The organism is Saccharothrix coeruleofusca (genome assembly GCF_014648515.1).
GTDB classification, from domain to species: domain Bacteria; phylum Actinomycetota; class Actinomycetes; order Mycobacteriales; family Pseudonocardiaceae; genus Actinosynnema; species Actinosynnema coeruleofuscum.
On sequence record NZ_BMRG01000003.1, the window covers coordinates 491,720 to 504,887 of the forward strand.

The 13,168-nt window shown below is 74.1% G+C and carries 13 protein-coding genes; 9 read left to right on the forward strand and 4 right to left on the reverse strand.

The genetic code is table 11. The features are described from left to right. Window positions 1-75: 75 nt before the first annotated feature. Both IEZ00_RS10865 and IEZ00_RS10870 read right to left on the reverse strand, forming a co-directional pair. On the reverse strand, window positions 76-756 hold the full coding sequence (locus tag IEZ00_RS10865; RefSeq protein WP_189223049.1) for an LON peptidase substrate-binding domain-containing protein: 681 nt from the start codon (window positions 754-756) through the stop codon (window positions 76-78). Next, complete coding sequence (locus IEZ00_RS10870) at window positions 753-1,442, reverse strand: NUDIX hydrolase (protein WP_189223050.1); 690 nt, start codon at window positions 1,440-1,442, stop codon at window positions 753-755. The genes IEZ00_RS10865 and IEZ00_RS10870 overlap by 4 nt, the downstream gene beginning before the upstream one ends. 69 nt (window positions 1,443-1,511) lie before the next feature. Between IEZ00_RS10870 and nadA the strand changes: the two genes are divergently transcribed. From nadA to nadC, 3 genes are read left to right on the forward strand one after another with little or no spacing between them, the layout of a single operon-like run. Beyond that, the gene (nadA, locus tag IEZ00_RS10875) at window positions 1,512-2,531 is read left to right on the forward strand and encodes a quinolinate synthase NadA (RefSeq protein WP_189223051.1); all 1,020 of its coding nucleotides are present in this window, start codon (window positions 1,512-1,514) and stop codon (window positions 2,529-2,531) included. After that, window positions 2,528-4,150, forward strand: a complete 1,623-nt coding sequence (locus IEZ00_RS10880) for an L-aspartate oxidase (protein WP_189223052.1) — start codon at window positions 2,528-2,530, stop codon at window positions 4,148-4,150. Before nadA ends, IEZ00_RS10880 begins: the two co-directional genes overlap by 4 nt. Next, window positions 4,147-4,983, forward strand: coding sequence for a carboxylating nicotinate-nucleotide diphosphorylase (gene nadC, locus IEZ00_RS10885; RefSeq protein ID WP_189223053.1), 837 nt, complete (start codon window positions 4,147-4,149; stop codon window positions 4,981-4,983). Before IEZ00_RS10880 ends, nadC begins: the two co-directional genes overlap by 4 nt. A gap of 22 nt (window positions 4,984-5,005) precedes the next feature. Here the strand turns inward: nadC and IEZ00_RS10890 are convergent, their stop codons facing one another. After that, entirely contained in the window at window positions 5,006-5,785 is a 780-nt protein-coding gene (locus tag IEZ00_RS10890; RefSeq protein ID WP_189223054.1) for a carbon-nitrogen hydrolase family protein, read from the reverse strand. 28 nt (window positions 5,786-5,813) lie between these two features. Here IEZ00_RS10890 and IEZ00_RS10895 point away from each other — a divergent pair, with 28 nt between their 5' ends. Next, entirely contained in the window at window positions 5,814-7,361 is a 1,548-nt protein-coding gene (locus tag IEZ00_RS10895) for an ABC transporter substrate-binding protein (protein WP_229795409.1), read from the forward strand. 10 nt (window positions 7,362-7,371) lie between these two features. Then, window positions 7,372-8,547: an aminotransferase class V-fold PLP-dependent enzyme gene (locus tag IEZ00_RS10900; protein WP_189223056.1), complete on the forward strand. Its 1,176-nt coding sequence runs from the start codon at window positions 7,372-7,374 to the stop codon at window positions 8,545-8,547. Here the strand turns inward: IEZ00_RS10900 and IEZ00_RS10905 are convergent. After that, window positions 8,528-9,841, reverse strand: a complete 1,314-nt coding sequence (locus IEZ00_RS10905) for a M14 family metallopeptidase (RefSeq protein ID WP_189223057.1) — start codon at window positions 9,839-9,841, stop codon at window positions 8,528-8,530. The two genes, IEZ00_RS10900 and IEZ00_RS10905, sit on opposite strands and share 20 nt — an antisense overlap. A gap of 151 nt (window positions 9,842-9,992) precedes the next feature. Between IEZ00_RS10905 and hisD the strand changes: the two genes are divergently transcribed. Genes hisD through IEZ00_RS10925 form a run of 4 tightly spaced genes read left to right on the forward strand, consistent with a single transcriptional unit; the run spans window position 9,993 to window position 13,160 of the window. Next, window positions 9,993-11,309 (forward strand): histidinol dehydrogenase, encoded by a 1,317-nt coding sequence (gene hisD / locus IEZ00_RS10910; protein ID WP_189223058.1) that lies wholly within the window; start codon window positions 9,993-9,995, stop codon window positions 11,307-11,309. Further along, a complete protein-coding gene (locus IEZ00_RS10915) occupies window positions 11,306-12,409 on the forward strand; it encodes a histidinol-phosphate transaminase (protein ID WP_189223059.1) in 1,104 nt (367 codons plus the stop codon). Before hisD ends, IEZ00_RS10915 begins: the two co-directional genes overlap by 4 nt. After that, a complete protein-coding gene (hisB, locus tag IEZ00_RS10920) occupies window positions 12,406-13,005 on the forward strand; it encodes an imidazoleglycerol-phosphate dehydratase HisB (RefSeq protein WP_189223060.1) in 600 nt (199 codons plus the stop codon). Before IEZ00_RS10915 ends, hisB begins: the two co-directional genes overlap by 4 nt. Beyond that, window positions 13,005-13,160 carry a CG2302 family histidine operon protein gene (locus IEZ00_RS10925; protein WP_189223061.1) on the forward strand — a complete coding sequence of 52 codons (156 nt, stop codon included), beginning with the start codon at window positions 13,005-13,007 and terminating at the stop codon, window positions 13,158-13,160. The genes hisB and IEZ00_RS10925 overlap by 1 nt, the downstream gene beginning before the upstream one ends. Window positions 13,161-13,168 lie beyond the last annotated feature (8 nt).

Genomic DNA, 13,168 nt, shown 5'->3' on the forward strand with positions numbered 1-13,168 from the left:
ACGCCCATGGGTGGGTGACGCTGAGGGTGGGCGTGGTGGTCCTGGGGGGTGTACTCGGGGGTCTGGAGGGAGGGGTTAGTTGCGGTGGGGGAGTTGGCCCAGTTCGGACAGGGGGGCGGGGACGGCGCGCAGGGCGCGCAGCAGGCCCGCCTCGCGGTGCAGCATCCGGCGCACCAGGCGCAGGCGGCGGGCCGGGTCGGTCTCCTCCAGCAGGCGCTGCCGGTCCTCCAGGGTCAGCAGGCAGTCGTCCGCCAGGGCGTAGGCCAGGTCCTCGTAAGCGGTGTCGGGAGCGGGCGGGCTCCAGTCGTCGCCCTCCCAGGCGGCTTCGCGGTAGCGGCCGTGCGCGGCTCGCGCGCTGTCGGCCAGCAGCGGCAGCACGTCGCGCACGGCGGCGGGCGAGGCGCTGTCCGGCAGCCACTCCACCTCGCCGACCAGGTAGGGGGCGCTGTCCTCGGTCACCGACAGCAGGCGGAACCGGCGTCCGCCGAGGGTGGTCAGGTCGAACCGGCCGTCGGGCAGCCTGCGCGCCTCCTCCAGCACCGCCGAGCAGCCGACCTCGTGCAGCGACTCGACGTTCTCCGCGCCGACCTCCCAGCCCTGCCGGATGGCCACCACGCCGAAGCTGCGGTCGGGCACCGCCCCGGTCACCAGGTCCACGGTCAGCTGCCGGTAGCGCGGCTCGAACACGTGCAGTGGCAGCGACGCCCCTGGAAGCAGCACGGTGCCCAACGGGAACAGGGGGAGCGTCGAGGTCACGGCACCACGCTACGACCTGTCGGCGGGCGCAGCACGGCGAACGGATCGGTGACCCGCATCCCCCTGGAGGCGAAGCGGAACAGCGCGGCGGGGCGGCCTCCCGCCGGGCCGGGCGGCGCGGTGTCGCCGGTGGGTTCGAGCAGGCCGCGGCGGGACAGCACGCGCTGCAGGTTGGTCGCGGAGACCGGGTAGCCCAGCGCCGCGGAGTACAGCTCGCGCAGCGCCGAGATGGTGAACTGCGGCGGGGCCAGCGCGAAGCCGAGGTTGGTGTAGGACAGCTTGGACGCCAGCCTGCCGCGGGCTTTGTGGATGATCGCCTGGTGGTCGAAGGCGGTGGCGGGCAGCGCGTCCACCGGGTGCCACGCGGTGTCCGAGGGCACCACCGGATCGATGTCGGAGGGCACCAGGCCGAGGAAGGCGGTTGCCACCACGCGCATCCCCGGAACCCGGCCGGGCGCGCTGAACACCGCCAGCTGCTCCACGTGGGACAGCTGGCGCACGTCGACCTTCTCGGCCAGCTGGCGGCGGATCGACGCCTCCACGTCCTCTTCGGCCCCCAGTCCGCCGCCGGGCAGTGACCAGCGGTGAGCGTGCGGTTCCCGGGCGCGCTGCCACAGCATGACCTGGAGTGATCCCGCCCTCACCTGAAGCACTGCGGCCAACACCTCATGTCCCGCGAGGCCCATTGGCTGATACTATCGGCCACGTTTTCGACCCTTAGGCGAAAACTGGTGAGGACCTGAGGAGGACCACTGATGGTCGCTACCGCCTACCTGGAGCGAGCCTCGGACGGCGCGTACGACGGCATCGCGCCGGACGCGGACTGGCGCGACGAGGTGCTGGACCTGGCGCGGAAGCGGGACGCGGTGATCCTCGCGCACAACTACCAGTTGCCCGAGATCCAGGACATCGCGCATCACACCGGGGACTCGTTGGCGTTGAGCCGCATCGCGGCGGCCAGTGACGCCTCGACGATCGTGTTCTGCGGTGTGCACTTCATGGCCGAGACGGCGAAGATCCTGGCGCCGCACAAGACCGTGCTGATCCCGGACGAGCGCGCGGGGTGCTCGTTGGCCGATTCGATCACGGCCGCGCAGCTGCGCGAGTGGAAGGCCGAGCACCCCGGCGCGGTGGTGGTGTCCTACGTGAACACCACGGCGGAGGTGAAGGCGGAGACCGACATCTGCTGCACCTCGTCCAACGCGGTGGACGTGGTGGCCTCGATCCCGGCCGACCGGGAGGTGCTGTTCTGCCCGGACCAGTTCCTGGGCGCGCACGTCAAGCGCGAGACCGGGCGGGAGAACCTGCACATCTGGGCGGGGGAGTGCCACGTGCACGCGGGCATCAACGGCCCCGAGTTGGCGGAGCGCGCGGCGGCCGACCCGGAGGCGGACCTGTTCATCCACCCCGAGTGCGGGTGCGCGACCTCGGCGCTGTACCTGGCGGGCGAGGGCACCGTCCCGGCGGAGAAGGTCAAGATCCTGTCCACCGGTGACATGGTCGCGCAGGCCAGGGCGACCAAGGCGAAGTCGGTGCTGGTGGCCACCGAGGTCGGGATGCTGCACCAGCTGCGCAAGGCCGCGCCGGGCATCGACTTCCGCGCGGTCAACGACCGGGCGTCCTGCCGCTACATGAAGATGATCACCCCGGCCGCCCTGCTGCGCTGCCTGCGCGAGGGCAAGGACGAGGTGCACGTGGACCTGGAGACCGCCACGCGGGCGCAGGGCGCGGTGCAGCGCATGATCGAGATCGGCCAGCCCGGCGGCGGCGAGTGAGCACGCCCCTGTGGGAGGCCCGCGCCGACCTGGTGGTGGTCGGCACGGGCGTGGCGGGGCTGACGGCGGCGCTGCGCGCGCGGGAACTGGGCCTGCGGGTCCTGGTGGTGACCAAGGCCGCGATCGGCGACGGCAACACCCGGTGGGCGCAGGGCGGCGTCGCGGTGGTGCTGCCCGGCGAGCACGACGCGGGCGACTCGGTGGAGGCGCACGTCCGGGACACCCTCGTCGCGGGCGCGGGCCTGTGCGACGAGGACGCCGTGGCGGCGATCATCGCGGGTGGACCGGAGGCGGTGCGCAGGCTGCGCGAACGCGGCGCGGTGTTCGACCCGGCCCCCGGCGGTGGCCTGGCGCGCACCCGCGAAGGCGGGCACAGCGCGTTCCGCGTGGTGCACGCGGGCGGTGACGCCACCGGCGCCGAGGTCGAGCGGGCGCTGGTCGCGGCCGCTTCGGACAGCCGCGTCCCGGTGCTGGAGGGGCACATCGCGGTCGACGCGGTGCGCACCCCGCTGGGCGCGGTGTGCGGCCTGCTGGTGCTGGACGGCAACGGCGTGCCGGGGGTGCTCGGCGCGTCCGCGGTGCTGCTGGCCAGCGGCGGCCTCGGGCAGCTCTACCAGGCCACGTCCAACCCGGAGGTGGCCACCGGCGACGGGCTGGCGCTGGCGCTGCGGGCGGGCGCGGCGGCGGCGGACGTGGAGTTCGTCCAGTTCCACCCCACCGTGCTCTACACCGGGCGCGGCGCGCGCGGCCGGTGCCCGCTGGTCACCGAGGCGGTGCGCGGCGAGGGCGCCGTGCTGGTCGACGCGACCGGCGCGCGGGTGATGCGCGGCGTGCACCCGCTGGAGGACCTGGCCCCCCGCGACGTGGTCTCGGCGGCCATCACCCGGCACCTGGCGGATGCCCCCGGCGGTGTCGACGACCACGTCTTCCTCGACGCCACCGGCATCCCCGACCTCGCCACGCGGTTCCCGACCGTGCACGCGGCCTGCCTCGCGGCGGGCGTTGACCCGTCGGCGCAGCCGATCCCGGTCGCCCCGGCGGCGCACTTCGCCTGCGGCGGCGTGGTGTCCGATGTGGACGGTCGTACCGGGGTGACCGGCCTGTACGCGGCGGGCGAGGTGGCCCGGACCGGGCTGCACGGCGCGAACCGGTTGGCGTCCAACAGCTTGCTCGAAGGGCTGGTGGTCGGCACCCGCACCGCCGAGGCGGTCGCGGCCGACCTGGCGATGGGCGTGCTGGCGCGCGGCGGCGGCTGCGCCTCCGCGGCGCTGCCGGTGGCCCCGGTGGCCGACCGCGACTCGCTGCAGCGGGTGATGAGCCGGTACGCGGCGATCGGCCGCGACGCCGAGGGCCTGGCCGTGGTCGGCTCGGTGCTCGACCTGTCCACCGCGGACCGCGTGCTGGACACCAGGCAGCTGGTGGAGGACGCGGCGCTCACGGTGGCCGCGCGGGCGCTGATCGCGGCGGCGGCCGAGCGCACCGAGTCGCGCGGCTGCCACGTGCGCACCGACTTCACCGAGCGGGACGACGCCAACTGGCGGCGCAGCCAGGTCGTCCGGCTCACCCCGACCGGCCAGCCGGTGCTGGCCGACCCGATCGCGGCGAGGGGAGCGGCATGAGCGGGCTGGACCTGGACGACGTGCGGCGGGTGGTCGCCACCGCGCTGGAGGAGGACCTGCGCTACGGGCCGGACGCGACCACCGAGGCGACCGTGCCCGCCGACGCGGTGGCCGTGGCGGAGCTGACACCCCGCGCGGCGGGCGTGCTGGCGGGCGTCCCGGTGGCGCTGGCGGTGTTCGAGGCGGTGCTGGACGAGTTCGAGGTGCTCGCCCGCCGCGAGGACGGCGACAAGGCGGTGCCCGGCGAACCCGCGCTGGTGCTGCGCGGGCCGGTGCGCGGCCTGCTCACCGCCGAGCGGACCGCGTTGAACCTGCTGTGCCACCTGTCCGGCGTGGCCACCACCACGGCGGCCTGGGTCGCCGAGGTGGCGGGCACCGGCGCGGCGGTGCGGGACTCCCGCAAGACCCTGCCGGGGCTGCGGCTGCTGGAGAAGTACGCGGTGCGCTGCGGCGGCGGCGTCAACCACCGGCTCGGTCTGGGCGACGCGGTGCTCATCAAGGACAACCACGTCCAGGCGGCGGGCTCGGTCCGCGCGGCCATGGCTGCGGTCCGGGCGCACGCGCCGCACCTGCCGTGCGAGGTCGAGGTGGACTCGCTGGAGCAGCTCGACGAGGCCGTCGCCGAGGGCGCGGAGCTGGTGCTGCTGGACAACTTCACCGTCGAGCAGTGCGCCGAGGCCGTGCGGCGGGCCGGTGGCGTGCGGCTGGAGGCGTCCGGCGGGCTGCGGCTGGAGGTGGCGCGGGCCTACGCCGAGACCGGCGTGGACTACCTGGCCGTCGGCGGGCTGACCCACTCGTCCCCGGCCCTGGACCTGGGCATGGACCTGCGCTGAACCCGGCCCGGCGCGCGCGGGGTCAGAGACGGCGGTTGGCCAGGACGGGGAGGGTGCGGCGGACCTCGGCCACCGAGGCGGGGTCGAAGTCGACGTTCAGCACGCCCGGCTCGGCCCCGAGCCGGGCGTGCACCTCGCCCAGCGGCGTCACCACGGCGCTGCGGCCGATGCCCGTCGGCGCGCTGCCCAGGTCCTCGCCGGGGTCGGCCTGCGCGCACGCCAGCACCCACGAGGTGCTGTCCAGCGCCCGCGCCCGCACCAGCAGCTCCCACTGCTCCCGCTTGCCCGGCCCGGCGCCCCACGACGCGGCCAGCACCACCGCCGCCGCACCCCGGTCCGCCAGCGCCCGGAACAGCTCCGGGAACCGCACGTCGTAGCAGGTCGCCAGGCCCAGCGACACGCCGTCCACCTCGACCACCACGGGCTCGGCCCCCGGCGCGACGGTCCGCGACTCGGCGAAGCCGAAGGCGTCGAACAGGTGGATCTTGTCGTAGCCCACGTGCGTCCCGCCGCCGGTGACCAGCAGCGTGTTCGCCACCCGGCCGTCCGGTGACGGCGTGAACATCCCCGCGACCACCACCACGCCGTGCTCGTCGGCCACCGCGCGCACCCCGGCCGCCCACGGCCCGTCCAGCGGCTCGGCGACCGGTTTCAGCGGCACCCCGAACCGGCACATCGTCGCCTCGGGGAACACCACCAGGCGCGCACCGCCCGCCGCCGCGGCGGCCACGTGCGAGCGCACCAGGTCGAGGTTGGCCGCCGGGTCGGTGGTCGAGCTGATCTGGCAGAGCGCGACACGCATGCGCACACTCTAGGTAGTGTCGGGTCCCGTGCGCTCCCTCCTGCCCCCGTTCGCCCTGGCCGCCCTGCTCGTCGCGGCGGGGTGCACCGGGTCGCCGCCCCCCAACGCCGAGGGCAACGCGGACGGCAGCTCGATCGTGCTGGCCGACGCCGAGGAACCGCGCACGCTGAACCCGCTGCTGGGCTACGGCCGCGACGGCTTCTCCAAGATCTACGACGGCCTGGTCGAGCACCGCGCGGACCGCTCACTGCAGCCCCGGCTGGCCACCGAGCTGCCCGAGCCCGCCCCGGACGGGCTGTCCTGGACCGTGCGGCTGCGCGACGACGTGAAGTTCACCGACGGCAGCGCCTTCGGCCCCGAGGACGTGGTGGCCACCTACCGGGCCCTGCTCGACCCGGCCAAGGGGGCCACCGAGCGCGCCGCCTTCGCCGGGCTGACCGGCGTGGAGCAGCTGGACACCCGCACCGTCCGCTTCACCCTGGACAAGCCGTGGGCGGCCTTCCCGCACCTGCTCGTGCTGGGCGTGCTGCCCAGCGAGGTGCTGGGCGCGCCGCTGGCCGAGGTGCCGCCGATCGGCACCGGCCCGTACAAGCTGCAGGACTGGCGCAAGGGCGAGCGGATGGTGCTGGAGGCCAACCCGGCCCACTTCGGCGGCGAGCCGAAGATCCGCAAGCTGACCGTGGTGTTCGTGCCCGACGACAACACCCGCGCGCAGCGGATGCAGGCGGGCGACTTCGACGGCGCGGTGCTGCCGCCCCGGCTGGCGCAGTCCTTCGCGGGCGCGGGCGGGATGCGCGTGATCACCCACCGCAGCGCCGACCTGCGCGCGGTCACCATGCCCGCGTCCGGCCAGGTGACCGGCGACCCGGCGATCCGGCTCGCGCTCAACCACGCGCTGGACCGCGCGGGCCTGGTGGAGAACCTGCTGGGCGGCAAGGGCAGCCCGGCCGGCACGCCGATCCCGGACGCGATGCCCGAGTTCGTCGACCCCGAGGCGTCGCTGCGCCACGACGAGGCGCACGCCGAGCACGTGCTGGAGCAGGCGGGCTGGGCCCGAGGCGCGGACGGGACGCGCTCGCGCGACGGCGTGCCCGCCCGGTTCACCCTGATGTACCCGACCGGCGACGTGGTGCGCACCGACCTGGCCACCGCGTTCGTCGCCGAGGCCAAGGCGGTCGGGATCGACGTGCAGCTGGCGGGGCTGAGCTGGGAGGCCATCGAGCCCAGGCTGGGCCAGGACGCGCTGCTGCACGGCGGCGGCACCCCGGTCGACCCGGACCTGAGCGCCTACCGGGCGCTGCACTCGGGCAACCCGTGGGGCTACTCCGACGCGGCCGTGGACGCGGCGCTGGACGCGGGCCGCACCCTGCTGGACCCGGCCCAGCGGGCGGCGGCGTACAAGCAGTTCCAGCGCGCCTACGCGGCCAACCCCGGCATGGTCGTGCTGGCCGCGGTGCAGCACACCTACGTGGTGCGGGACAACTGGAACGGCTACCAGGAGGTCGTCGACCCGCACGGGCACGGCGCCCTGTCGTGGGGGCCGTGGTGGAACCTGGAGAAGTGGACGCCGAAGTAGTGGAGGCGCGTTGATCGACCTGGACAAGGTGCGGGCGGACACCCCGGCGGCGGCTAGCGGCGTGTTCCTGGACTCGGCGGGCTCCTCGCTGCCGCCGAGGCAGGTGCTCGATGAGGTCGTCGGCCACCTGCGGCGCGAGGCCGAGATCGGCGGCTACCTCGCCGCCCGCGAGCGGGCCGAGGACCTGGAAGCCGGTTACGGCGTGTTCGCCGAGCTGCTGGGCGCCGAGCCGGACGAGATCGCGTTCACCGACAGCGCCACTCGCTCCTGGCTGGCCGCGTTCGACGCGGTGCCGCTGGGGCGCGGCGACCGCGTCCTGATCACCGAGGTCGAGTACGCGGGCAACGCGGTGCCCATCCTGCACCGCGCCCGTGAGGTCGGCGCGTCGGTGGAGGTCGTGCCGTCCGACGCGGCCGGGCAGGTGGACGTGGCCGCGCTGCGCGAGCTGCTCGACGAGCGGGTGCGGCTGGTCTCGCTGGTGCACGTGCCGACCAACAGCGGCCTGGTCAACCCGGTCCGAGAGGTGGTCGACGCCGCGCACGAGGCGGGCGCGCTGGTGCTGCTGGACGCCTGCCAGTCGATGGGCCAGCTGCCGGTGCGGGCCGACGAGCTGGGCGCGGACCTGATCTCCGGGACCGGCCGCAAGTGGCTGCGCGGTCCCCGAGGCACGGGGGTGCTGGTGGTGCGCCGGTCGGCGGCGCACCGGCTGCGACCCCGGCTGGTGGACCTGCACAGCGGCTCGTGGGTGGGGCCGAACGAGATCGAGCTGCGCGAGGACGCGCGCGTGTTCGAGCTGTGGGAGACCAGCATCGCCGACCGGCTGGGGCTGATCGCCGCCGCCCGGTACGCGCTGGAGCTGGGCGTGGCGGCCATCGCCGCCGAGGTCGCCGACCGCGCCCGGCGGCTGCGCGAGGGGCTGTCGGCGCTGCCCGGCGTCACCGTCCGCGACATCGGCGAGCGGCAGTCGGGCATCGTCACCTTCACCGTCGACGGGCTGCCCGCCGACCTGGTGCGCGACCGGCTGGCCGCCGAGGGCGTCACGGTCACGTCCACCTACGCCTCGTCCGCGGTGCTGGACATGGCCCGGCGCGGGCTCGACGAGGTGGTGCGGGCCTCGCCGCACTACTTCATCGAGCCCGCGCAGGTGGAGCGGGCCGTGGAGGTCGTCAGCAGGTGCGGCCGATGATCCTGGGCGGGCAGTCGGAGTAGTTCAGGAACAGGTCGACCGCGGAGTCGTTGCGCGAGGTCTGCGCCGCGATGACGCTGTCACGCGGGTAGAAGCCGCTGGTGCCGCTGGCCGAGGCCGGGTACATCTCGAAGGTGTAGCTCCAGATCTTGTGCTGGCCCCACATCCAGTCGTCCACCGACCCGTCGGTGATGTAGAGGTCGCTGGCCTGCTGCGGGGTGTAGCCGTTGAGCGCGGCCATCTGCCTGCCCAGCGTGGAGAACACCTGCGCCTGCGTGGCGTCCAGACCCGGCGCGGTGTCGTTGTAGGTGTAGCCGTACGGCCACAGGATCAGCTCGGAGAAGGTGTGCCAGTCGATGTGCGTCTTGATCTGCTGGACGCCGCCGACCACGCGGGTGTTGACGAAGTCGCGCACCCTGGCGGTCTCCGGCGCGGAGAACGCCGCCGTGCCGCGGTAGGTCTCGCTGGACCCGCTGGAGCTGGAGCCGCCGCAGCAGCCCCACTGCCAGCCCCAGTTGCGGTTGGGGTCGGTGCCGGTGGAGGTGGAGTTGGGCTGCCGGTTCTTGCGCCACGCCCGGAACGAGCCGGTGGCGATGTCGTACTCCGAGCCGTCGGGGTTGACGCTGGGGATGATCCAGATCTCCCTGGAGTCGACCAGGTTCCTGATCGAGGAGTTGGTGGCGTAGCCGTCGGTGAACCGCTTGACGATGTGCAGGCACATCTCCACGGTCAGGTGCTCCCGCGCGTGCTGGTTGCAGGTGAACAGCACCTCGGGCTCGGCCTCGTCGGCGCCGGGGTTGTCGCTGACCTTGATCATCCACAGGTCGCGGTTCTGGTAGGACTTGCCGATGCTGGACAGCCGGACCAGGTTCGAGTGGTCGGTGACGGTCTGGTTGAGCTCGGCGACCATCTCCGCGTAGTTGTGGTAGCCGGTGTAGCCGGAGGGGAAGTCCTGCGCGCCGACCTCGGGGTCGGTGAAGTCGACCTCGCCCAGCGCGGCGAGCTGGGCGTCCGCGTCGCCCAGTGACCTCATCGGCAGCCCGGTGGCCCGCAGGGACCACTGCTGGCGCCGCTCGGCGATGACGGTGAGCTTGTCACCGGTCTGCCCGAGCACGTCGACGCCGGTCGCGGCCACCCTGGTCCGCTCGTGCGGGGTGGGCGCGGTGATCTCGAAGACCACCCGATCGGGAGCTGACTGGGGGTCCGGCCGCGCCGAACCGGTGTGCAGGGGGAGTGCCAGGGTCAGGCAGGCGCCGAGCGCGACGGCCACGAGGCCGCGTCGCTTGGTGGGCATGGTGCCTCCATCATCAGCAGGGTTTGCGACGGAGCGTTGCCTACGCAGCGTGGCCCGACGATCACCGATCGGGGTAGCCCCTTTGGTCGGCTTCCCGGATCGCGGGGTGGGCTGACAGTTGACGGAATTGCCGACGACCTATCCTTGAGCCATGCTCAACCGCGTCGACCTGCGAGGTCGAGTCCCGTCACCGGCCGAACTGCGCGCCGTGCTGCCGCGCGCCGAAGTCGACGTGGACGCGGTGCTGCATCACGTGCGCCCGATCGTGGAAGCCGTGCGGGAGCGCGGCGTGGCGGCCGCGTTCGAGGCCACCGAGCGGTTCGACGGCGTGCGCCCGGAGCGGGTCCGCGTGCCCGCGGCCGAGCTGGACCGGGCGCTGGCCGAGCTGGACCCGGCGGTCCGCGCGGCGCTGGAGGAGTCCATCGCCCGCGCCCGCAGGGTGCACGCCGACCAGCGGCGCTCCGACGTCACCACCCAGGTCGTGCCGGGCGGCACGGTGACCGAGCGGTGGGTGCCGGTGGCGCGGGTCGGCCTGTACGCGCCGGGCGGGCTGGCGGTCTACCCGTCCAGCGTGGTGATGAACGTGGTCCCGGCGCAGACCGCCGGGGTCGAGTCGCTGGTGGTGTGCTCGCCGCCGCAGGCGGAGTTCGGCGGACTGCCGCACCCGACGATCCTGGCCGCCGCGGCGCTGCTGGGCGTCACCGAGGTGTGGGCGGTCGGCGGCGCGCAGGCGGTCGCGCTGCTTGCCTACGGCGCGGTGGACACCGACGGCTCGGAGCTGGTCCCGGTCGACATGGTGACCGGGCCGGGCAACATCTACCTGACCGCGGCCAAGCGGCTGCTGCGCGGGCTGATCGGCATCGACTCGGAGGCCGGGCCGACCGAGATCGCGGTGCTGGCCGACCACACCGCCGACCCGGTGCACGTGGCCGCCGACCTGATCAGCCAGGCCGAGCACGACACGCTGGCGGCCAGCGTCCTGGTCACCACCTCCGAGGAGCTGGCCGACGCGGTGGACGCCGAGCTGGAGCGCCAGGTGGGCGCGACCAAGCACACCGAGCGCATCCGCACCGCGTTGGGCGGCAAGCAGTCCGGCGCCGTTCTTGTGTCCACTGTGGACGAAGGTCTGCGAGTGGTCGACGCGTACGCGGCCGAGCACCTGGAGATCCAGACCGAGCGCGCCCGCGAGGTCGCGGCGCGGGTCCGGGCCGCGGGCGCGGTCTTCGTCGGCGCGCACTCGCCGGTGTCGCTGGGCGACTACTGCGCGGGCTCCAACCACGTGCTGCCCACCGGCGGCTGCGCGCGGCACTCCTCGGGCCTGTCGGTGCAGACGTTCCTGCGCGGCATCCACGTGGTGGACTACAGCGAGGACGCCCTGCGCGAGGTGGCGGACCAGGTGGTGGCGCTGGCCAACGCCGAGGACCTGCCCGCGCACGGCCAGGCCGTGACGGCGAGGTTCCGCCGGTGAAGCCGCTGGGCGACCGGGTGGAGCTGGCCGACCTCCCGCTGCGCGAGGACCTGCGCGGGCGCACCCCCTACGGCGCCCCGCAGCTGGACGTGCCGGTCCGGCTCAACACCAACGAGAACCCGTACCCGCCCACCCCCGCGCTGGTGGCCGAGGTGGCGCGCGAGGTGGCGCTGGCGGCGGAGCAGTTGCACCGCTACCCCGACCGCGACGCGGTGGCGCTGCGCGAGGACCTGGCCGCCTACCTGGCCGACGCCACCGGGGTGCCGCTGACCGGGCGGAACCTGTGGGCCGCCAACGGGTCCAACGAGATCCTCCAGCAGGTGCTCCAGGCGTTCGGCGGTCCGGGCCGCACGGCGCTGGGCTTCGAGCCGTCGTACTCCATGCACCCGATCATCGCGGCGGGCACCCGCACCGAGTGGGCGCCCGCGCCCCGGCGCGCGGACTTCTCGCTGGACACCGGGCGCGCGGCGGCGGTGGTCGCCGAGCGGCGGCCCGACGTGGTGTTCGTGACCAGCCCGAACAACCCCACCGGGCAGAGCGTGCCGACCGAGGACCTGCGCCCGCTGATCGAGGCCGCGCCCGGCGTGGTGGTGGTGGACGAGGCGTACGCCGAGTTCTCCTCCCGACCCAGCGCGGTCGGGCTGATCGGCGACTACCCGGAGAAGCTGATCGTCAGCCGCACCATGAGCAAGGCGTTCGCCTTCGCGGGCGGCAGGCTGGGCTACCTGGCCGCGGCGCCCGCCGTGGTGGACGCGCTGCTGCTGGTCCGGCTGCCCTACCACCTGTCGGTGCTCACCCAGGCCGCCGCGCGGGCCGCGCTGCGGCACGCCGACGAGACGCTGGCCTCGGTGGCGAAGCTGGCCGCCGAGCGCGACCGGGTGATGGCGGAGTTGGCGGGCCTCGGCTTCGACGTGGTGCCCAGCGACGCGAACTTCGTGCTGTTCGGCTGGTTCGAGGACGCGCGCGCGGCGTGGCGTTCGTACCTGGAGCGCGGGGTGCTGATCCGGGACGTCGGCATCACCGGGCACCTGCGGGTGACCATCGGGACGCCGGAGGAGAACGACGCGTTCCTCGCGGCGAGCAAGGAGGTAGGCCGGTGAGCCGGGTCGGCAGGGTGGAGCGGACCACCAAGGAGTCCTCGGTGCTGGTCGAGGTGGACCTCGACGGCACGGGCAGGGTCGAGATCGACACGGGGGTGCCGTTCTACAACCACATGCTCACCGCGTTCGGCGTGCACGGCTCGCTGGACCTGGTGGTGCGCGCGACCGGCGACGTCGACATCGACGCCCACCACACCGTGGAGGACGTGGCCATCGTGCTCGGCCAGGCGCTGCGGCAGGCGCTGGGCGACAAGGCGGGCATCCGCCGGTTCGGCGACTGCTGGATCCCCATGGACGAGACGCTGGCGCACGCGGCGGTCGACGTGTCCGGCAGGCCGTACTGCGTGCACGTGGGCGAGCCCGCCGAGTTCAACACCTTCACCATCGGCGGCAACTACCCGTTCGTGCTCAACCGGCACGTGTTCGACTCGCTGGCCTTCCACGCCGCCATCGCGCTGCACGTGCGGGTGGAGTACGGCCGCGACCCGCACCACATCGCCGAGGCCCAGTACAAGGCGATCGGGCGAGCGCTGCGCGCGGCGGTGGAGCCGGACCCGAGGGTCGGCGGCGTCCCGTCGACCAAGGGCGTCCTCTGATGCCCAAGGAGTACGTGGTCATCGGGCTGCTCGCGCTCGCGGGCTTCCTGATCGGCGGGGTCTACAGCACGTGGAGGACGGCCAGGGGGCTCTCGGTCGTCCTCGGCGTGCTGACCCTGCTGGCCATCGGTGGCGCGATCGCCTGGTTGCAGTAGTCCCAGCG